The sequence below is a fragment of the Vibrio sp. V04_P4A5T148 genome, assembly GCF_963875605.1.
Classification (GTDB): domain Bacteria; phylum Pseudomonadota; class Gammaproteobacteria; order Enterobacterales; family Vibrionaceae; genus Vibrio; species Vibrio anguillarum.
Window position 1 is genome coordinate 15,059 of the sequence record NZ_CAWNMS010000011.1, and the last position, 20,286, is coordinate 35,344.

At 45.3% G+C, this 20,286-nt stretch carries 17 protein-coding genes; 11 read left to right on the forward strand and 6 right to left on the reverse strand.

Annotated elements, in window-relative coordinates; translation table 11 throughout:
• Positions 1–259: 259 nt before the first annotated feature.
• Both AACT18_RS00205 and AACT18_RS00210 read left to right on the forward strand, forming a co-directional pair.
• On the forward strand, positions 260–1,477 hold the full coding sequence (locus tag AACT18_RS00205) for an aromatic amino acid transport family protein (RefSeq protein WP_017047351.1): 1,218 nt from the start codon (positions 260–262) through the stop codon (positions 1,475–1,477).
• Positions 1,478–1,664: 187 nt separating this feature from the next.
• Positions 1,665–3,092: a methyl-accepting chemotaxis protein gene (locus AACT18_RS00210; protein WP_026029078.1), complete on the forward strand. Its 1,428-nt coding sequence runs from the start codon at positions 1,665–1,667 to the stop codon at positions 3,090–3,092.
• Positions 3,093–3,187: 95 nt separating this feature from the next.
• On the opposite strand, the gene galE is transcribed toward AACT18_RS00210, so the two are convergent.
• Positions 3,188–4,204: a UDP-glucose 4-epimerase GalE gene (gene galE, locus AACT18_RS00215; protein WP_029189705.1), complete on the reverse strand. Its 1,017-nt coding sequence runs from the start codon at positions 4,202–4,204 to the stop codon at positions 3,188–3,190.
• Positions 4,205–4,412: 208 nt separating this feature from the next.
• Between galE and AACT18_RS00220 the strand changes: the two genes are divergently transcribed.
• The 3 genes from AACT18_RS00220 to AACT18_RS00230 are packed head-to-tail and all read left to right on the forward strand — an operon-like array spanning position 4,413 to position 6,855.
• Positions 4,413–5,156: a 5-oxoprolinase subunit PxpA gene (locus tag AACT18_RS00220; RefSeq protein ID WP_026027410.1), complete on the forward strand. Its 744-nt coding sequence runs from the start codon at positions 4,413–4,415 to the stop codon at positions 5,154–5,156.
• Positions 5,157–5,209: 53 nt separating this feature from the next.
• Positions 5,210–5,929, forward strand: a complete 720-nt coding sequence (locus tag AACT18_RS00225) for a 5-oxoprolinase subunit B family protein (RefSeq protein WP_094124661.1) — start codon at positions 5,210–5,212, stop codon at positions 5,927–5,929.
• Complete coding sequence (locus AACT18_RS00230) at positions 5,926–6,855, forward strand: 5-oxoprolinase subunit C family protein (RefSeq protein WP_176428370.1); 930 nt, start codon at positions 5,926–5,928, stop codon at positions 6,853–6,855. Before AACT18_RS00225 ends, AACT18_RS00230 begins: the two co-directional genes overlap by 4 nt.
• A gap of 44 nt (positions 6,856–6,899) precedes the next feature.
• On the opposite strand, the gene AACT18_RS00235 is transcribed toward AACT18_RS00230, so the two are convergent.
• From AACT18_RS00235 to AACT18_RS00245, 3 genes are all read right to left on the reverse strand, one after another.
• Positions 6,900–8,381: an FAD-dependent oxidoreductase gene (locus AACT18_RS00235; protein ID WP_094124659.1), complete on the reverse strand. Its 1,482-nt coding sequence runs from the start codon at positions 8,379–8,381 to the stop codon at positions 6,900–6,902.
• Between the two features lie 275 nt (positions 8,382–8,656).
• Positions 8,657–11,098 carry an ABC transporter permease gene (locus tag AACT18_RS00240; RefSeq protein ID WP_094124658.1) on the reverse strand — a complete coding sequence of 814 codons (2,442 nt, stop codon included), beginning with the start codon at positions 11,096–11,098 and terminating at the stop codon, positions 8,657–8,659.
• Positions 11,098–11,772, reverse strand: coding sequence for an ABC transporter ATP-binding protein (locus AACT18_RS00245; RefSeq protein WP_013867953.1), 675 nt, complete (start codon positions 11,770–11,772; stop codon positions 11,098–11,100). Before AACT18_RS00245 ends, AACT18_RS00240 begins: the two co-directional genes overlap by 1 nt.
• On the opposite strand from AACT18_RS00245, the gene tesA reads away from it, so the two are divergent.
• The 4 genes from tesA (at position 11,771) to AACT18_RS00265 (ending at position 17,508) form a co-directional block, all read left to right on the forward strand.
• Positions 11,771–12,373, forward strand: a complete 603-nt coding sequence (gene tesA / locus AACT18_RS00250) for a multifunctional acyl-CoA thioesterase I/protease I/lysophospholipase L1 (RefSeq protein WP_094124657.1) — start codon at positions 11,771–11,773, stop codon at positions 12,371–12,373. The two genes, AACT18_RS00245 and tesA, sit on opposite strands and share 2 nt — an antisense overlap.
• 81 nt (positions 12,374–12,454) lie before the next feature.
• Positions 12,455–13,654, forward strand: coding sequence for an enoyl-ACP reductase FabV (gene fabV, locus AACT18_RS00255; protein ID WP_094124656.1), 1,200 nt, complete (start codon positions 12,455–12,457; stop codon positions 13,652–13,654).
• A gap of 200 nt (positions 13,655–13,854) precedes the next feature.
• Entirely contained in the window at positions 13,855–15,765 is a 1,911-nt protein-coding gene (locus AACT18_RS00260; RefSeq protein ID WP_094124655.1) for a bifunctional diguanylate cyclase/phosphodiesterase, read from the forward strand.
• An 87-nt stretch (positions 15,766–15,852) separates the two neighbouring features.
• Positions 15,853–17,508 carry an ABC-ATPase domain-containing protein gene (locus AACT18_RS00265; RefSeq protein WP_094124662.1) on the forward strand — a complete coding sequence of 552 codons (1,656 nt, stop codon included), beginning with the start codon at positions 15,853–15,855 and terminating at the stop codon, positions 17,506–17,508.
• Between the two features lie 166 nt (positions 17,509–17,674).
• Here the strand turns inward: AACT18_RS00265 and AACT18_RS00270 are convergent, their stop codons facing one another.
• The gene (locus AACT18_RS00270) at positions 17,675–18,337 is read right to left on the reverse strand and encodes a DNA-J related domain-containing protein (protein WP_013867958.1); all 663 of its coding nucleotides are present in this window, start codon (positions 18,335–18,337) and stop codon (positions 17,675–17,677) included.
• Between the two features lie 267 nt (positions 18,338–18,604).
• On the opposite strand from AACT18_RS00270, the gene AACT18_RS00275 reads away from it, so the two are divergent.
• Both AACT18_RS00275 and AACT18_RS00280 read left to right on the forward strand, forming a co-directional pair.
• Positions 18,605–19,273 carry a DUF2238 domain-containing protein gene (locus tag AACT18_RS00275; protein WP_064626276.1) on the forward strand — a complete coding sequence of 223 codons (669 nt, stop codon included), beginning with the start codon at positions 18,605–18,607 and terminating at the stop codon, positions 19,271–19,273.
• Positions 19,274–19,387: 114 nt separating this feature from the next.
• Positions 19,388–19,600, forward strand: coding sequence for a hypothetical protein (locus tag AACT18_RS00280; protein WP_010318303.1), 213 nt, complete (start codon positions 19,388–19,390; stop codon positions 19,598–19,600).
• Here AACT18_RS00280 and AACT18_RS00285 read toward each other — a convergent pair.
• Positions 19,557–20,249 (reverse strand): HAD family hydrolase, encoded by a 693-nt coding sequence (locus AACT18_RS00285; RefSeq protein WP_176428356.1) that lies wholly within the window; start codon positions 20,247–20,249, stop codon positions 19,557–19,559. The two genes, AACT18_RS00280 and AACT18_RS00285, sit on opposite strands and share 44 nt — an antisense overlap.
• Positions 20,250–20,286 lie beyond the last annotated feature (37 nt).

A 20,286-nucleotide genomic window follows, 5' to 3' on the forward strand; every position in this document is an offset into this window, starting at 1 on the left:
TTTTTGAAAGCGAATGGTCAAATTAATCATCACCACAATATCTATCACAGCGAAACGATTTCGACCACTCTTATTTAGCCGCTACCCGCCATGTAAACAAAAAAATACACTCATGGATTTTTATTTTTACAAAGCTGTTGAAAATGAATCCGAAGTTCTACAATATAGCCCAAAATGAGTGGATTAATGGTCAACACCCCGTTGTATTCATATATATCACTCCCTGAAACACAACATAACGTATAAAGAACTTTACACCATGACTCAATCAAAGATTTTCGGCAGTACTTTGATCATCGCAGGGACCACTATCGGTGCAGGCATGCTAGCTCTACCGCTCGCTTCTGCAGGTATCGGCTTTGGCACATCATTACTGATTATGATCGCCCTTTGGGCATTAATGGCTTTCACTGCATTGTTAATGGTTGAAATCCATCAATATGCAGACAAAGACGCCACCTTACATACATTGGCTAAACAGATCTTAGGGCAAAAAGGAAAATGGGTAGCGAGCTTTGCTATGCTATTTTTGTTCTATTCGCTTTGTGCAGCTTACATTGCCGGTGGCGGCGCACAATTCACTCATCGCCTGACAGAGTTTGCTGGCATTGAGATCAGCAATCCGCTGGGCACCTTGCTTTTTACTTTACTGGTTGCACTTGTGGTGACGATCGGCACCAGCACGGTTGATAAAGTGAACCGCCTGCTGTTTGCCGGTAAAATGGTCGCGATGATTATAGTGCTCTCATTTCTTGCACCTAATGTTTCTCAGTCATACTTGCTTAGTATGCCACTTGAGCAAGGCTTAATCGTTGCTGCAATTCCCGTCATTTTCACCTCATTCGGTTTCCATGGCAGTATTCCGGCGATTGTGAATTACTTAGATGGCGACACCCCTTCGCTGCGCAAAGCCATCTTAATTGGTTCTGCTATCCCGTTGATTATTTACATTTTTTGGCAGATCGTCACGTTAGGTGTCGTTAGCCAACCTCAGCTGGTTGAGAATTCCGGCCTGAGTGCGCTAATTGTGACATTAGGGCAAACCGTTCATCAATCCAATTTAAGCAGCATTATTGGCGTGTTTGCCGACCTTGCACTTTTGACGTCATTCTTAGGCGTAAGCTTGGGCTTGTTTGAATTCATGGGCGATACGATTAAGAAAAAGAACATTCCATTGCACCGTATGGCTGCCTCCGTCATCACCTATCTGCCACCATTAGTCTTTGCGCTATTTTACCCTCAAGGCTTTATTATGGCGCTCGGTTACGCGGCTATTGCGTTGACTATTTTGGCCATATTCTTACCGATTGTGATGGTGATTAAAGTGCGTTCAAACCAAGTATTCCAACCGCAGGGTGGAACACAATATCAAGTCAGAGGCGGCAAACTGGCTTTGACCATGACAGCAACCATTGGTTTGATGATCGTCACTTCGCAAATCTTTATTAGCCTTGGTGTACTACCCGCCCTGGGTTAATCAATTAAAGTTAAAAGTGGGGAGAGTAATATTACTCTCCCCACTTTTTTTAACCTAAAATAAGATCAAAGTCTCAATCTTGATATTTAAGTCAACATTCATTTCATAAAATTCTGCACGAACACACACATTTAGCCTTAGTATATTTATAAAATTTACTATTACTTTTTTGCATATCGGAGCAGCAATGAAAGAAGTTCAGTTCAGGACGATTGACCGCGTGTTCATTAAAATGTCAATTAATGACAAGATGTGGGTGATCTTCGCTTTATTCCTCACCGCTTTAAGCTTTGTCGCAGGAAATCGCTATGTTGATTCACTGGCCCAGATAGAAGCGCAATCGAAGTTAGCTGTTGAGTACAAACTGCAAGGTCTGCTTGCCAGCGGTGCAGATCCACAAACCCTTTCAGCGGTTGAAACTCGCCATTCTTTAGCCGCAACTAGTTATCAAAAAGGGGTGATTACCGCCACAGCAAAACACAGCGATGGCAAAGTTTACGCACTGACAGAGAATCTCTCTTATCTTGAAAAAGACGCTCAGCGATCGGCACTCTCGACTTTTCTGTTGAGCTATTTGTGGGCAATCCCTTTTGCTATTTTCCTCTATTGGGTCGCTACTTTTATTGGCGGTGCATTGTGGGTGCTGTACACAACAACCTTGAAAATTTCAAAAGGTGATTTAACTTCACGATTAGGTTTTCATCCCGGTCGCGATGAGTTTGGCACCATTGGCTGCGCGCTCGATAACGCCATGGACACCTTGACCGAACTGGTAGTTTCAGTAAAACAAAACGCCACCACTCTCGGTGAAACATCCAGCTCTTTTGCCCATGAGATGAAAGAGAGCGAGCAACAAATCAGTAGCCAATACGCTTCCTTGGATTCCGTCGCCACGGCCATGGAAGAGATGACGGCCTCGGCGCAAGAAGTGTCGACCATTTCCCAACAAGCCAATCAGCAAGCCGAGCAAGATTCAAAACAAGCGGAAGAGAGCTCACAGCTAGTTCAGCAAGCGATTAATGAAATTTCCCAGTTGTCAAAGTTCATTGAACAAGCCTCTCATTCGGTGTCTACATTGAATGAAAATACAGCGCAGATTAATGATGTGATCACCACCATCAATGCCATTTCGCAACAGACGAACTTATTGGCACTGAACGCTGCAATAGAAGCGGCACGTGCTGGTGAACAAGGGCGCGGTTTTGCCGTGGTAGCTGATGAAGTTCGCACCTTAGCTAGCCGCACGCAAGCGGCTACTGTTGAAATTCAATCCATGATTGAGAAGCTGCAAACCGAAAGTCAAGATATCGCACGCATTACTGAGCAAACGGTTAGTCAAGCTCAAACCAGTAGTGATTTAGTCGCTAACATCGGCAATAACGTCAATCAAATTGCTGAATCAGCAAAAATGATCAATGACATGAGTATTCAAATTTCAACTTCAGCCGAAGAGCAAAGCGCCGTTGCTAATGATATTGCTGCTGAGCTGAGCGATATTCGTACACAATCCAATGCGATTCGCAGTGTTGCGCAAACCTCATCGCAAGGTGTCGCTAGCCTTGCAAACGCTTCGCGCAACCTTGGTGAAATTTTAAGCCGTTATCGGACTAACTGATCATTGGATTGCTTGAGTAACCAAGTCAGATCAAAATAGCCAGTCATTTGACTGGCTATTTATTTCATTCATCGCAAAGAAGTTGAAGCAAGAGCTTAAGACTCAGGATAACCTTGTGGATTATTTGACTGCCAACGCCACGTATCTTGTGTCATCGCTTCTAGGCTGCGAGTCGCTTTCCAACCTAGATCCGCCATCGCTTTGCTTGGATCTGCCCAACACTCCGCAATATCACCAGCGCGGCGTTCGACCAATTGGTACGGCACGCTTTTACCTGACGCTTGTTCAAACGCTTTCACCATCTCTAGTACACTGTAGCCATTTCCTGTGCCTAGGTTATAAATGTGCAAGCCTGCTTGTTGGCCTACTTTTTCCAGCGCAGCAATATGACCATCGGCTAGGTCCATTACGTGAATATAATCGCGAACCCCTGTGCCGTCTTTAGTTGGGTAATCACTGCCAAAAACAGAGAGAAATGCTCTTCGACCCACGGCCACTTGCGAGACAAAAGGCATTAGGTTGTTCGGAATACCTTGTGGATCCTCACCTAACTCGCCTGATGGATGTGAACCTACAGGGTTAAAATAGCGCAGCAGTGTAATGCTCCAATCTGGGTTGGCTTTATGGAAATCGGCCAAGCACTCTTCAACCATTAACTTACTACGGCCATAAGGGTTGGTCGCACTGGTTGGGAAATCTTCGGTAATAGGCACTGAGGCTGGGTCACCGTATACGGTTGCAGATGAACTAAAAACAAGTGCCTTCACGCCAGCTTCACGCATGGCCGCCACCAGTACCAATGTGCCATTCACATTGTTATCGTAATATTCCAATGGTTTTTCTACTGACTCACCGACTGCTTTTAAGCCTGCGAAATGGATCACCGCTTGAATATTTTGCGCTTTCATCACTTCAACCAGTTGTGCTTGGTTGCGTACATCACCATGGACGAACAGCGGCTTCACACCGGACACTTTTTCGATGCGCTCTAAAACCGATGCTTTACTATTGTATAAGTTGTCAAAAATTACGGGTGTCATACCGGCGTGGATCATTTGAATGCAGGTATGGCTACCGATATACCCCATCCCGCCTGTCACTAATACTTTCATTGTTTTTACCTTCTGACATTGGTTGTGCAAGTTTAACGACTTTCAACCTAAACTTCACTTATAAATCAATCTGCTTTAATGTTTGTCTATCAGGCCAATTCGCTATCTTTCGGCCCATACTTATCGCCAAACAATGAATCGGATCACTGTATATTGCCTTTGATTACGGCAAGTTACTCAACATGGACACTCAAGGATGATGCAACCCGTGACAAAAAGAACAATCACTCTCAATTGTGACATGGGCGAGAGCTTCGGTGCATGGCAAATGGGCGCTGATGAGTTGGTGATGCCTTGGATTGACATGGCCAATATTGCGTGTGGCTTTCATGCCTCTGACCCGCACGTGATGAGCCGAACGATTGAGCTGGCGATTCAATTTGATGTAATGATTGGCGCTCACCCGGGTTACCCCGATTTGCAAGGTTTTGGTCGCCGTTCAATGAGTTTTAGCGAAGAAGAGATATGCGAGTTACTGATTTACCAGATTGGCGCACTCAAGGCATTATGTGAGAGCAAAAATGCCGAGATAAGCTACGTTAAACCTCATGGGGCTTTATATAACGATATGATGCGTGACAAATCTGTCTTTCGCGCAGTGGTCGATGCAGTTTCTTGCTTCAATGTGCCCTTGATGATCTTAGCTTCAGGCAATAACCAGGATTACCTTGATATCGCCGATATTTATGACGTGCCATTGCTGTTTGAAGCCTTTGCCGACCGAACTTATCTCGCTAATGGTATGCTCACTCCAAGAGGCCAAGCCAATGCGGTGCTGACTAATGAAGAGGCGATCATCAATCAAATTAAACAACTGGTTGATTACGGAAAAGTGACCAGTTCGGATGGCTTTGTGATCCCTATCGAAGCCGATACGATTTGCGTGCATGGCGATAATCCGGCAGCGATTGAACTGATAGAGAAAATCCGAATTTGTCTACGAGAGCGTTGAACCATTACTCGTATATCTCCTAGCAGCCACAACGTCATCACAAGGAGTGTTAAGTGACATTGAACTACAGCATTGAGCCCGTTGCGGAATGCAGCCTCTTATTGCGTTTTACTCACCCGCCATCGGCCGATCTCTCACTCGATATCGGACAAATTGCGCAACAGATCATGGTGCAGTTTTCTGCTTACCTGATGAATGTCACCCCTTCTTACACTACCATTTTGATCGATTACCTTCCTTATCGTATAAGTCAAAGGGAGCTAGAGCTGCAATTGATCACAGCGATCGCGGCCTTATCTTTAGCTGTGGAAGCCACCCACAATTTGGTTGAGCTTGGCGCTTACTACGATGAAAGTGTCGGCCCAGATTTGAAGCGATACCATGCGCTTGGTTTATCCACGCAACAAGTTATCGCGCTGCACACTCAAACGGTCTACACCGTTTGTGCCGTCGGTTTTGCACCAGGCTTTGCCTTTATGGCTGGAGTAGATGAACAATTACGCTTACCGCGCCATACCACCCCACGCCTTAGTGTGACCAAAGGCAGCGTCGCGATTGCAGAACAGCAAACGGCCGTCTATCCGAACAACTCTCCCGGAGGATGGAATATCATCGCCAATTGCCCCCATGCGCTCTTTTCTCCTCATCAAACACCAATGACGCCTTTTTCGATTGGAACTAAAGTGAAGTTTACAGCGATGACTCGCGAGGAATTTTTATCATTAGGAGGTGAAATACCTCAATTAGCCGCGCAGTGGGAGCACCATTCATGAGCCCCCTACTACAGGTGATAAAACCCGGTCAACTGAGCTTAATTCAAGATTTTGGCCGCTTTGGTCTCAGTCATATCGGTGTTACTCAATCAGGACCAGTCGATGATTATGCCTACAGTTGGGCCAACCATTTACTGGGTAACCGAGTCAATTTAGCAACGCTTGAAATCACGCTTGGTCAGGCGGAATTTCATGTTGAACACCCATGTATGCTGGCAATTGCAGGTGGTGATTTATCGGCCACGTTAGATGGAAAACTGATTGGTAATTGGCAAAGCTTTAGCACGCAAGCTGGGCAAACACTAAAATTTGGCCTAGCCAAAAATGGCTTAAGAGCTTATTTGGCCATGCGCGGAGGGTTCATTGTGCCTCACCATTTAGGTAGTGTTGCCACCGTACCCAAAGAACAGCTTGGTGGGTTAACGCAAAACGGCGTACCACTGCAAGCGGGCGATTCACTGCACTTTAATCCACACGCTATCGATAACAAACCCGTACACATCACTTTTCGTTATAAGCCTGATTATAATCTGCCACTTAAATTACGCGTCATTGAAGGCTACCAAGCCTTGCAATTTTCATCGCAGCAACTCGATCGCTTTTATCAAACCAGCTTCACTGTCAGTCAGCATGCCGATCGCATGGGCTATCGTCTTAATGGCGATACGGTTACCCCACCCGCGACACCTATTTTATCGGAAGGAATTGCTTTGGGGGCGATTCAAATCCCGCCAGATGGCCAACCGATCATTTTACTCAACGATCGCCAAACCATCGGCGGTTACCCTAAATTAGGGTGTGTGGCTCGCATTGATCTGCCCCGTTTGGCACAAGCAAAACCGGGGCAGAAAATACGTTTTGTCAAAGGTGATATACAAGGCCTGCAAGAGGTTTGGTGCCAATGGGCGCGTTATTTCGGCTACTAACAACTATCACCTTGCTCCTTTAGAAAACCGCAAGGTGTTACCAATCAAACCATACCGACAATTTTTGCTAATTCTTCAGGATAAGCACGTGCCTTAGCTAACGCGATGGCTTTCTCTTCCACCTGTTCAAGAGACAAACTCATGCTGATTGGGTGACGAACTTCTATCGATTGTAGTAAATCTTCATCATTAACTAACTGCCAATGCTGAACAATTTTAGTTGCAGCTTCCAACGCGGATGAACCTTTGACCACTTCGATTCGCGCATAATTATGAGCTTCAAACGTAACATCAGCGGCTCGTAATGTGGCATCTTGGCCGGGAATTTGCTGCGCACCAAACAGTGGCTTACCAGCCACTTGTGCTTGAATATACTGTGGGATGAACTGACTCATGTGGTGTATGGCTCGTTCACTGCGCTCTTGCAGTGCGTCCTGTTGCCAACCGTTCTTAATTTTGCGTTCGAGATAATCAGGCAATACGGGCTGTGATGATCCAGCTTGCGAGGCCACTAACCCATCTTTAAATAACGTGATTCCCTCGGTCATACCATGCAACTGAAATAGACCATCAGCATACGGTGTTAACTGAGCCATTCCTTGTGGGGTGCCTCTTGGCCCGTGAAAAATCACTTCTGGCCATTGCTGATCGCATTCTGCCCAACGGGTAACGTAGGCCGCTTTAAATTCCACCAAGCGTTGACGGGGAGCCTTAGCCAAATCGTCGACTATTCCCGTTTCATAACCACATGCATTGACTAAATAATCGGCATGGATAACGTGTTCATGCTTATGAGCATCCAAATAAACGAGCTGCCATTGCTCATCAATAAAATCAGATTTGATTAATTTAGCGTGCGTTAAAACTTGGCAATGAGGCATCGCCGCTAACGCAAGCTCAGCACTGGCCGCCAGCCGAAAAACACTCCAACCGTATTCCTGCACCGCAATGACTGGGTACTTCAACTGATTTAAATCTGCATGTTGAGCAAAAGGGATCACCCAATCATCGAATGATGTCGGTTGATCACTCTGTTGCTGAGTTGCTAATACCTGCAGTGCTTCACGGCTGTAGAGTTTGAAATACTCTTGGGGTTGACCAAGCTGCTGATTACGTGGGTCTTCATCAACCAATTGTTGATAGCTGCGCTGAATAAGCTCTAGCCTTGGTAATAAGGCTTGCGGCTCACCGCCATCACTATGCGGAACAGCAATCACAGTAGGTCGCTTATTCAGCGTGTGGGGGTAGAGCCTGACGGTTTCAATCGACTGCTTAAGTAACTCAAGACACTGCTGCTGCGAAATTTCACGATAGAGGTTACCGCCCGCGTGCAGATGGCAAATCGGCGGCCCATTAACGAGGCCAGCGCTTTTTTCCAAAAGCAGCACATTGAGCCCCAGTTCTCCCATATGAACGGCGGCAGTGGCACCAGCCACACCCCCACCAATAATTGCGACACACGGAGAATCTGTATTGAACTTTTTATATGACATAAGATACGAGTACTCTGGAAAACCCGGATGCATTCTAAAGCTTGTAAAGCGTTATTAAAATCACATTTTTCACGTGGTCTTATCTGTTTTACGACTAACAAGCAATACGCATAATCGACAAATAACTTAAAAAATTGCTTGACTCAATAAAGCCAAAACGACGTTTTTTCAACCTTGTGAATAACAAAACTGCGCAACCCAAGGTAACTACGGGGCTAAGCGCAAATAGGCCGTTATCAAGCCGTCGAGTTATCCCAAACTTTATCCACTGTTTTTGTGGATAACTCAGTCTGGGATTATCGATACCGCTAGTTAAAGTCTTTATTTATAGGGGTTAACAGCCGCTTAATTAAACTACTCACGACCAGCGATAATGTGCAAAACGTCGCCAAGGGTAGCACCAACCACATGCTGTAATGCGCCATAGGTTCTAGTTCAAAACCGAACTTCATGACGCTGGCCACCACCGCGTCAGAGCCAAGGCTTGCGACAACTCCGGCAATGAGCGCCATCAAACCGTATTCAGCCCAAATAGTCTGCTCAACGCGGCGCTTGCTGGCCCCTAAAGTGCGGTATAAGCGAATTTCTTGTTGCCTCTGGCTTAAACTTAAACGCAACAGGGTAAAAATCAGTAAAATACCAGCAATCACGCCCATTGCAGCCAGCACTGTCACTGACCAGATAATTTGCGTCAGCAAAGTTTGAATCTTATCGCCCATTGCCCGGATATCCATCAAACTGACCGTAGGGTAAGTGCGAGCAAGGGTGGCAAGCGAGGCGTTATCTTGATCTTGCGCTCTGAAACTCACCAGCCACGTGGCAGGGATCTCCTGCAATAGGTCTGGGGTAAAAATGAAATAGAAGTTAGGCTTCATTTCTCGCCACTCGACTTGGCGAATGGAATTTACTTTCGCTTCCACGGTTTGGCTATTGATCACAAAGCCTAAACTATCACCCAGTTTCAGCCCCAAATCACGAGCAACGTCCGATTCAACCGAAACGCCACCTTGCTCTGTCCACACTCCTGCCGTCAGTTGGTTATTGCTGGGTAGCGATTCTCCCCAAGTGAAATTGAGCTCTCGCCTCAACGCATCACTCCCCTCTTCACCTTGAGCTTGTTGCTTGGCCTCTATGCCATTAATAGTCGATAAACGCCCTCGGATGATCGGATAGGCTTGCGAACGCACAATGTTGGCGCTGTCTAACGTGTTAAGGTAATCATTAACTTCATTTGGTGAAATGTTGAGTGCAAATGCGTTATGAGCATCGCTGGGTAAGGTTCGCTGCCAATCAGAGAGTAAATCGGTACGCACTAACCAGATGATCGCCAATAACATTAACGATAGTCCTAACGCGCCGAACTGGACTCCGGTCGTGATTGCCGAACGATTGATTCGGCTGAGCGCTAATTTAAGCGCGGTAGAGAGCGGAAGACGTCCTAAACTACGAGCAACCAAAACACTGACCACAGCAAGCACTGCAAAAAGCGTCACTATCCCAGCCAACACAATCCACACTAAGAGATTATTCCAATAAGCCCACAGCATCGGCACTAACGGAATCAAGATGAGCAACCCATTACGGCGATGATTCGGTTTCGCTCGCTCTGTTTGCATGACATTGAGCGCACTGGTATCTAGCAAATGCAGTAAAGGAATGCCGAGTGCAGGAAAAGCGATCAATACACTCGCCATCAGCGCAATAAAAGCGGGTTTAGCGCCATAACTCGGTAAAGGCGTAGGCAATAAATCCACCAGCGGCACGCGTAATAAAGACTCTAGGCCAATGCCGATCAATACCCCAAGCACCGCAGCAGAAACAAACAAAATCACCACTTGTACGATCAACCATTGGCGGATCCAACGTTTGCTCGCTCCAAGGCTTTTTAACATGGCGATGGTTTTTTGCCGCGTAGAAACATAGTGCTGACAAGTCAGGACTAATGTGGTTGCCGCCATGATGATCACAATCGCTACGGTTAACGACAAATATTGCTCTGTGCGTTCAAAAACCTCATTCGTTCGGCTGGCGCTATTTCGGTCGCGCCAACGATCGCTAGGCGTTAAAGTAACGGGCTGTTTTACTGCTTCAATCTGTCCATCATCACCATTAATGAACACGCTAAATTGCACTCGGCTCCCCAATTGAAGTGCACCAGTACGAGCCACATCGTCTTGGTGGATCAACACCGCGGGCATCTGTTGAAACGGATTAAAGCTGAGTCCCGGCTCCTCAAGGATGCGTCCCGATACCGTAAAGTCGGCATCGCCCAGCGTGACCTGATCACCAATTTGAACGTCTAATTGCGCAAACACTCGTTCATCTAACCACAATTGATTCGGCGCAAGGTGCTGAAATGTCGTCACATCATCAGAAAGACGCATTTCACCGCGTAGCGGATAAGCACTATCCACTGCTTTGACAGTGACTAACTGCATACCGCGCTCACTGAATGCCATTGTCGCGTAACGCGTAAGTTGTGAAGACGGCAGTTGCAAGCGCTCGATCTGATCGAGCAATGACGCTGGGGGTGGGTTTGCGGAAACAAACACACTATCGGCAGTGAGTGCGTCTTTACCTTGTTTAACAATCACTTGCTCCATACGCTCAGCTAAGGCAGTCAGCGCAAAAATACAAGCAATGATCAAGGTTAGCGCCACTGAAATAGGCCACAACTGTCCGTGGCGGATTTCACCTAAGCTCCAGCGAATTAATCGTTTATTGAGTGAACGGCTCGACATCTCGCTCATTACCGCTCCTCCAACATACCAGCTTGCATGTGGAAAATACGATCACATTGAGCCGCAAGAGCGGGATCATGGGTAACCAGCACTAAGGTCGTTCCGTGCTGCTTATTTAATTCAAACAATAATGAAACCACTTTTGCCGCGGTTTCTTGATCAAGGTTGCCAGTAGGCTCATCGGCAAACAGCACTTTCGGATTGATCATAAAGGCTCTTGCTAGCGCGACTCGTTGCTGCTCGCCCCCTGAAAGTTGTGCAGGAGAGTGATGCATTCGATGTGATAACCCGACGGCCGTCAACAAGGATTTAGCACGATCTACATCCTCTTTTTCACCTTTTAACAAACAAGGTAGCGTCACGTTCTCTAACGCAGACAAGCTTGGGATCAGTAAAAAACTTTGAAACACAAAGCCAACCGATTGACTGCGGATCGCCGCACGTCCTTCATCGTCCAGTTGAGACAATGGCTGACCCAATAGCTCTACCTCTCCGCGTGTCGGCGTATCAAGCCCAGCCAACAGCGTCATCAGGGTTGATTTCCCCGCACCAGACGTTCCGACTATCGCCACGCTTTCACCACTTTTGATCTCTAGGTTTACCTCTTTTAGGATTGTTAAATGCTCTTGATTGGTAGAGACTGTTTTAGATAATGAATGTGCTCTAATAACGGATGTTTGCATGACTCGACTTCTTTCCTTGATTTGTATTTTATTATTCTCGGCTAGCGCTAGTAGTACCACACTCTTGATATTGGGTGATAGTTTAAGCGCCGGTTACCAAATGCCGATTGAAAACGCTTGGCCTAGCTTGCTACCTAATGCGTTGCAAGCTGAAGGTAAATCAAACATTGATGTCATTAATGCCAGTATTTCTGGCGATACAACGGGCAATGGCCTAGCCCGCTTACCGTCACTACTCACCCTGCATACCCCTGATGCGGTGCTTATTGAGCTTGGTGCGAACGACGGATTGCGTGGCTTTCCACCTCAATTGATCAGCAGCAATTTAACCGCCATTATTGGCCAAATAAAAAAAGCAGGCTCAACCCCTCTTTTGATGCAGATTCGCATTCCACCAAATTATGGCAAACGCTACAGCGATGCCTTTTATAGCCTCTATTCTGAGCTTAGCCTCCAACATACTGTGCCGTTACTGCCCTTTTTCTTAGAGCAAGTGATCATTAAACCCGAGTGGATGATGGCCGATGGCTTACATCCGACGGTCGACGCTCAGCCGTGGATCGCCAATTTTGTTGCGCAACATTTAGCAGAGCATCTCTGATTTTAATGCCTCAGCTCAATGAACTTTACCTAGTTTTACGATATTTTTTAGACCATTCCCCTAACCGCAAAGGTACAAACTATGCACATTGAACCTGTGATCAAAGGTGTGGTCGCTCGCTCTGCTCATCCACTCGGATGCGAACAAGCTGTGTTACAACAGATTAATTACGTAAAATCTTGCAGACCGATCACTCACGGGCCAAAACGAGTCCTTATTTTAGGCGCATCTTCAGGCTTTGGGCTCGCCGCCCGCATTGCCCTGACCTTTGGTGGTTCAGAAGCCGATACGATTGGCGTTTCCTTTGAAAAAACGCCATCAGAAAAAGGGGTTGGTAGTGCTGGTTGGTACAACAATCTCTTTTTTAAACAACAGGCCGAGCAAGCGGGTCGAGTCGCCGTCAATATCGATGGGGATGTTTTTTCACCATCAGTACGCGAGCAAGTGATTGAAGCGATAGAGACCTATTTTGAAGGGGAAGTCGATTTAGTCATTTACAGTATCGCCAGCGGCATGAGACCAAAACCCAATTCAGATCAGTATTGGCGCTCCGCCATTAAACCGATTGGTGAGGCCGTTTCTGGTGCGACAATATTACTAGAAAACGATACGTGGGTAGAAACCACCATTGCTCCTGCAAATGACGAAGAGATCGAAAGTACACTGAAAGTGATGGGTGGCGAGGATTGGGAAAATTGGATAGATACGCTGATCAACACTGAATCGATTTCACAAGGGTGTAAAACCATTGCTTTTTCATACATCGGCCCTCAGATTACTCACCCCATTTATCTTGACGGTACACTGGGGCGCGCCAAAATTGATTTGCACCAAACCAGCCACTCTCTCAACCTAAAATTGTCTAACTATGGCGGCGGGGCTTACGCAACTGTTTGCAAAGCTTTAGTCACGAAGGCGAGCGTGTTCATTCCCAATTTAAGCCCTTACATTGTCGCATTGTATAAGGTGATGAAAGAAAAAGAGACGCACGAAGGATGTATCGAGCAAATGCAGCGTCTGTTTAGCGAAAAACTCTCTAGCAAAGGCAAGATACCCGTTGATGGCGAACGACTGATCCGTATGGACGATTGGGAGCTCAACCCAGATACTCAGCAAAAAGTGGCCGATTTACTTGAGAAAATGGATCAGCACAACTTTAAGCAACTAGGTGACTATAAGGGCTTTAAGCGAGAATTCATGCAGCTCAATGGCTTCGACTTTGATTGCGTTGATTATGCTCAAGAAATTAATATCGACCAATACATCAAGCAAGCCAATTAAAAACATCTGTATCATTTACGAGACACAGTTAACTATCTCAATGCCCCAATATTTTATTGGGGCTTTTTTTTGTTACATTGGCGGCGCGTTCTTATTCTTAATACCATACTATGGTCATAGGAGCGGATCTTGTCATCGTCAGTCTAGAGCAATGAATGCTCGGCTTTTTTAAGCTTTGTCGTCCAAAGGAATTTGATAATATGTCGAAAATAAAGACACATGAGATGCTCATCCCCTCTTCAATGATGGATGGATGGCAGCGCATTGTGAATTTACTCGCTGAAATTTTAAACGTTCCGAGCGCATTGATCATGCGTGCTAGCCAGCAAAAACTCGAAATATTCTGTAAAAATACCAACGTCGACAACCCCTATCAAACCGGACATAAAGAACCCTTAGGACAAGGTCTGTACTGTGAAACTGTGATGCAAACACAGCAGGAACTATTGGTCCCGAATGCTTTAGTCGATAAAAAATGGATGCATAATCCAGATGCACCACTGGGCATGATTGCCTATTGTGGCATCCCATTAAAGTGGCCGAATGGTGATATATTTGGCACCATTTGCGTACTCGATAACAAGGAGAACCATTTTGGCCCCACCTATCGGCAGTTACTGGAGAGTTTTCGCGATACCATTGAATCCCATCTCACCACCTTATACCAACAAGTAAGACTTCAGCAGCTCAATGATGAGCTTCAGCTTCGCGTCGATAACCGAACACAAGATCTTGCTGATCTCAACTACTCGCTCACGCAAGAAATCGATAAACGCCGCGCCGCAGAACAACAGATTCAATATCAAAAGTGGCATGACATCAGCACAGGTTTTTTAAATCGCAACGCACTTGAACTGGAGCTCAAAAATAGCCTTTTACAAGCAACAAAGCAGCACACCGAAGTTGCCGCCATTCATATTGGTTTCACTAATGCTCGTCATATTCAATCTCACTTTGGCTACCGAGCATGGGATCAAGTCATCGCTCGATATCGTGAGCGACTAGGCCGCTGCGATAAAATTGAAATATTGACCGCTCGACCCACGTCGACAGATTTAGTCTTGATCGTCAAAACAAAACTATTAGCGCGTCACCTGGAAAAGTTGTGCCATAAATTGGTCGAAATCGGTCATTCTGAATTTAAGCTCGATGACCATAATGTTCATCTTCATTCCTATATTGGTATTGCAACGAGTTTAGACACTGACAATGCTATAGAACTGCTCAAACAAGCTTCTGCTGCCATGGTCTCTTGCAAAGATTCCGGTCATAAATTTTGCTATCACTCGCAAGTATTCAGTGACTCACTCCGGCAAATCAACCAATTAGAAAGCTACTTATTACGAGCAGTGCGCAACGATGAGCTCATGCTCTATTTTCAACCTAAGGTCTCTCCAACCACTCATCGCTGGACGGGGGCAGAAGCGCTACTACGTTGGCGGCATCCCGTATTGGGCGATATATCCAATGAAACCTTAATTCACATGGCCGAACAAAATGGACTGATTTTTGAAGTGGGTAACTTTGTCCTGCGATCGGCCATCGAAAAAACGAGCCAATGGGCAAAACAGGTCGATAATTTCAAAATGGCCATTAACGTTTCAGCCGTCCAATTAAAGAATGCCCAATTCGCAGACCAAGTTCGTGAGCTACTGAACACCTACCAACTTCCAGCTCGGTACTTAGAGTTGGAAGTAACAGAAAGCTGTTTGATTGCGGATGAAGTGGTGGCTCGCAACACACTGCGAATTCTACACCAACTGGGTGTGACGTTGTCACTTGATGATTTCGGCACGGGCTACGCCTCTTTCAGCTATTTGAAAAAATTTCCCTTCGATTGCATAAAAATAGATAAAAGCTTTGTACATCAATTGGATCAAAGTGAGGAAGATAAAGAAATTGTTCGCTCAATCATTCACGTTGCCAAAAAATTAAAGCTGAAAGTGATCCTCGAAGGGATTGAAAATCAAAGCCAAGAAGACTTTATCATCAGTGAAGGGTGTGAGTTTGGCCAAGGCTATTTCTATGGTAAACCAATGCCTTGTGACGAGTTTGAGGCTGGGCTACTGAACCAAAATTATGCACACCCTGCCAAGACAAAGGTTTTGTAGGATAAAGGAATCCCTTATCATGTCTTTACTCTCAGTGTGGCGGTTCCTATAATCGCCGCCTTTCCTTTCCAAACGAGCGATATCGAGATGGATTTATTAACATCAATTCTCAAAAAGCTAGAAAAACAGAACTACCGCGCCTATCAGCAGATCAAAGGTCAATACGAATTTGGTGATTTCACCTTGCATATCGATCATATCCAAGCGGACCCTTATGCTTCTGCATCTCGCTTTCGCGCTACTCGAGCATGGTCTCTGACCGGTCTGGAATGGTTAAAAGAGAAATCACCTGCTTATCAAATGGCTGCAAGAGATTTTATCGCTCGTAGTTTTGCGGAGTTTGCTAAGCAAGAGAACCATATTGCCATCGCATTGACGGGCCAAACGGTGCTTGATAGTACAGCTGTTCTCTTTACGGAGCATGGTATTGAGCTTCGTTTTCGCATCAATTTACCCGCTGAAGGTCGTGACATTCTGGCCAAGAAAGCGCTCAACATCATCACCTTCTACCTGCCAAAATTCATTCGCCGGGCCACCATTGAACGTGAACTGGATAAAGATGCCCTACTTGAGCATTGCGCTGTGATCGAAGATCAAGAAGCAATGCGTGCACAACTGGCACAGCACAATCTGGTTGCTTTTGTGGCTAATGGCAGCGTATTACCTCGCTTGGCAGGTAACTGTGATCTGCCGATGAAAGACGCCGTTACTTTCCAAGCCCCCACATCGCTAGAAGTCGAGCTTGAGACACCAAACCAAGGCAAAATTAAAGGACTCGGTATCCCCAAAGGTATAACCCTTATCGTCGGCGGTGGTTTTCACGGTAAATCGACTTTGTTAACGGCGATTGAGCGTTCAATTTACAACCATATTCCCGGCGATGGCCGTGAGCGAATTGTTACGGATCATCAAGCCATGAAAATTCGCGCTGAAGATGGCCGTTGCGTACATAATTTAAATTTGTCCAACTACATCAATCACCTACCTATGGGTAAAGAAACCTCCGATTTCAGCACTCAAGATGCGTCCGGTTCAACATCGCAAGCAGCGTGGTTACAAGAATCCATTGAATCTGGCGCTAGTACATTACTGATTGATGAAGATACTTCCGCCACCAACTTCATGATCCGTGATGAGCGTATGCAAGCGCTGGTTAGTAAAGGTGATGAGCCCATTACACCATTGGTTGATCGTATCGGGCAACTTCGCGATGATTTGGATATCTCGACACTGATCGTCATGGGGGGATCCGGTGATTACTTAGATGTCGCCGATACTGTCATCCAGATGCATGACTACCACGCCGTTGATGTGACTAACAAAGCTAAAGAAGTCATCAAACAGCATCCAACTGCTCGTCACAACGAGTGTGAAACGCCACTGGCTATTTTCCCAGGACGCGCTGTGAATCGCACTGCGCTGCAAAAATTACTGGTTGATGGTAAATTCCGAGTCTCTGCCAAAGGCGTTGATTCGCTTCGCTTTGGCAAAGAATTTACGGATTTAAATGCGTTAGAACAATTGGAGTCACCTTCTGAAGTCAATGCGATTGGCTGGACTTGGTTCCAGTTTGCGCAGACTCCGGGGTGGTCAGCGCAACCAAGCAAAGAGATGATGGCTTTATTAGCAGGAACATGGCACCAAAATATGCCAAACCACGGTGATTTGGCGAAACCACGTGTCATCGATGTGATGGCGGCGTTGAACCGTATGCGCAAGTCGCAATTTAAAAACCACCAGTAAAGATTAACTCCCCTACAACAAAAGCAAAAAGAAGCGAGAGATCGCTTCTTTTTTACTTCAGTACCTTATTGCTTCAGTACATTACAGGTAGTTAGCTTAGGTATGCCTTACAGTGCCAGTTGACCTTATTCGGCGAACATCTTGTCTAGAGTTTAAGGTTTGGGCTTTAACTATTTTGCCGCAAAATATTCCATGCTTCACACAACACTCGAAACGTTTCAGCATTGCCATTGTCTCGATCTGGATGCCACTTTAGTGCCAACTTGCGCCATGTTTTCCGGATTTCAATTTGCGTCGCTTCCACTGGTAATTTAAACAGCCTCAATGCTTGAAGACGATTCATATTAAGGTTACTCGTTCCACCCATTGCTTTACGGTAACGAGTCCAAAATTCGTTCAACAAGCGGCGCACTTCTCCTTCATCAGCCTCATAATTTTTCCACTGAGTGTAATAATCACGCAATGGATCATCTGGGTCGATTTCGCAACTAACGGCACGATGCGCAGGCATTAGTACAATGTCCATTGCTGATACTTGTAACCACTTTTCAGGGTAAAGCGTCTCTTGAAGCTGATAGAGCGCGTTCATGATCAAAAAATTACGCTTAAAGAGGTCTTTTTCAGGTGCGCTATCAAGTACAGGCATGAATCCCTGTTCACTTAAATGTGCCGCTAACGTATGGACTTTCCAACCGGAAGGCTGTTTACGCAACACCTCCAACATTGGCCAAAGCAGCGGATTTTCCATGTAAGATTGAAACTGAGCGGTAAGTTCTAAGCTTTCAGACATACTTTCGGGCCTACTTTGGGACATAGTCTCGACGTTCATATTAAGGTTCTCTCTTCATTCAAATCCAATATCGCTTTTTTGTCGAGTTTCTTACCGCATATTATCTTGGCTTTTTGAACTAGAGTCCGTTTATCACACGCACTATCTATCAATACATAAAAAGAGAAAGATCGAGTTGTTGCATGATCTTCTCCACCTTGCTGATCTCTTTGCTAAGACGATGCGAAAATCAATCACAAAACGAAGGTAGATACACACATCTCAAACACAAATTTCTACGTCTATAAGATACAGAATTCAACAAAATTGAACATCGTGCAAAATAGTGGCACTATCCATCGGTATTTTGTGATAGGAAAAAACATGTCTCTCAACTTCTCACGCACGCTTTTATTTTTGACGGCGATCTACGGTGTACTCTTTCTATTTTCAGCGATCGCGCCGGTTTCTCGTGCTGTCTGGTTAGCAGAAATCATCCCTGCGCTAGGGATCTTAGCACTCGTCTATTGGGCTTCAACAAAACTACGCTTTAGCTCAACGGCTTATATTCTGATGTTTGTGTGGCTTAGTTTGCATACCATTGGGGCTAAATATACATTTGCAGATGTTCCGTTTGCTTGGTTCAACGAACTGATCGGATCATCTCGTAATAATTTTGATCGCGTCGCTCATTTCTCAATTGGCTTTTATGCCTACCCTATCGCTGAATATTTAATTAGAAAGCAGCTCTGTAAACCGCTAATTGCCTCATTGTTCGGGCTTTTCTCTATCATGAGTATCGCAGCAGGTTACGAAATTATTGAATGGTGGTATGCCTCAATCGCGGGTGGTGATGAGGGAATCGCTTTTCTGGGTTCACAAGGCGACATTTGGGACGCACAAAAAGACATGTTATGCGATACCCTTGGGGCAATGACGGCACTTTGCCTATTATGGTTTAGGCCAAAATCAAACATTCCTTACAGTGAAGTATGAAATGCCTCTAATTTTTGGAACTAAGGTAAATATTACCGAGAGCAAGTTTTGATTAGTGTTTATTCTGTGAGTACGGAGAACATGACTCTCCCTTTTTGCTGCTGAGAATTGATTATGAAAAATATAAATAAAACACTTGAAAAAATAGACTGCTGTCCACTTTGTCAACATGACGAATACTTTATTTCCACAAACAATGAAAAGTTTATCTGCGCACAATGTGGTTTTAAAACCGACCACTTACAAAGCGTCCAGCAAATGATTGGTGTACACACAGCGCTAATCAGTCATAAACACATTCATTGCTTGGCCAACAATGTGCATTGAGCCATGGTTTAAGCTCGAGTAATGTGTCGATAACAACGACATTAGGCGCTTGAGAAAAACCCTGTGGGTTAAGAGGTGCTAGCTGAACGGTTGGTACCTCTGCATTGATACCCGCTTCAACCCCTTTTGCTGAATCATCCACATAAATACATTCTTGCAAAAGAAATCCCATATTCATCGCACAATAACGAATCAAATCAGGTTCAGGCTTCCAGCTATTCGCATCAAAGGCTGAAAAAATGCGTCCTTCAAACAAAGGGAGCAAACCGCTCCGTTGTAAAATTGATGATATTTTTTCTTTAGGTGCATTAGAGGTGACACAGTATTCAATACCCTGCTGGCGTAAATACTCAAGTAGTTCTATCGCACCATCCATGGGTGAAAGATATTGCTGGAAGAGCTCATTAACTTTATCCCGATAAAGGTTCTCTAAAAGATCAAGATCGGCGTTAATATTCGTATGTTCAAGCGCCTGAAACAGTATGTCCGCAATCTTCCCACCTTCAAAATGGTTACTCACTTGTGCAAAAGTAATGTGGGCTCCTAGTTGGTTCAATACATTGACTAGCGCTTCGCAGCACAAACGCTCACTATCAACTAAAGTACCTTCACAGTCGAAAATAATACATTTTATTTTTTTCTCAGTCATAAACACTTCCTTCATCCAATGCTTAATTTTAACCGCT

Bases quoted from the DNA above. Each gene is read 5' to 3' on its own strand.
- AACT18_RS00205 (WP_017047351.1), top strand. From the start codon at position 260: ATGACTCAATCAAAGATTTTCGGCAGTACTTTGATCATCGCAGGGACC.
- AACT18_RS00210 (WP_026029078.1), top strand. From the start codon at position 1,665: ATGAAAGAAGTTCAGTTCAGGACGATTGACCGCGTGTTCATTAAAATG.
- galE (WP_029189705.1), bottom strand. From the start codon at position 4,204: ATGAAAGTATTAGTGACAGGCGGGATGGGGTATATCGGTAGCCATACC.
- AACT18_RS00230 (WP_176428370.1), top strand. From the start codon at position 5,926: ATGAGCCCCCTACTACAGGTGATAAAACCCGGTCAACTGAGCTTAATT.
- AACT18_RS00235 (WP_094124659.1), bottom strand. From the start codon at position 8,381: ATGCATCCGGGTTTTCCAGAGTACTCGTATCTTATGTCATATAAAAAG.
- AACT18_RS00240 (WP_094124658.1), bottom strand. From the start codon at position 11,098: ATGAGCGAGATGTCGAGCCGTTCACTCAATAAACGATTAATTCGCTGG.
- tesA (WP_094124657.1), top strand. From the start codon at position 11,771: ATGACTCGACTTCTTTCCTTGATTTGTATTTTATTATTCTCGGCTAGC.
- AACT18_RS00245 (WP_013867953.1), bottom strand. From the start codon at position 11,772: ATGCAAACATCCGTTATTAGAGCACATTCATTATCTAAAACAGTCTCT.
- fabV (WP_094124656.1), top strand. From the start codon at position 12,455: ATGCACATTGAACCTGTGATCAAAGGTGTGGTCGCTCGCTCTGCTCAT.
- AACT18_RS00260 (WP_094124655.1), top strand. From the start codon at position 13,855: ATGTCGAAAATAAAGACACATGAGATGCTCATCCCCTCTTCAATGATG.
- AACT18_RS00265 (WP_094124662.1), top strand. From the start codon at position 15,853: ATGGATTTATTAACATCAATTCTCAAAAAGCTAGAAAAACAGAACTAC.
- AACT18_RS00270 (WP_013867958.1), bottom strand. From the start codon at position 18,337: ATGAACGTCGAGACTATGTCCCAAAGTAGGCCCGAAAGTATGTCTGAA.
- AACT18_RS00280 (WP_010318303.1), top strand. From the start codon at position 19,388: ATGAAAAATATAAATAAAACACTTGAAAAAATAGACTGCTGTCCACTT.
- AACT18_RS00285 (WP_176428356.1), bottom strand. From the start codon at position 20,249: ATGACTGAGAAAAAAATAAAATGTATTATTTTCGACTGTGAAGGTACT.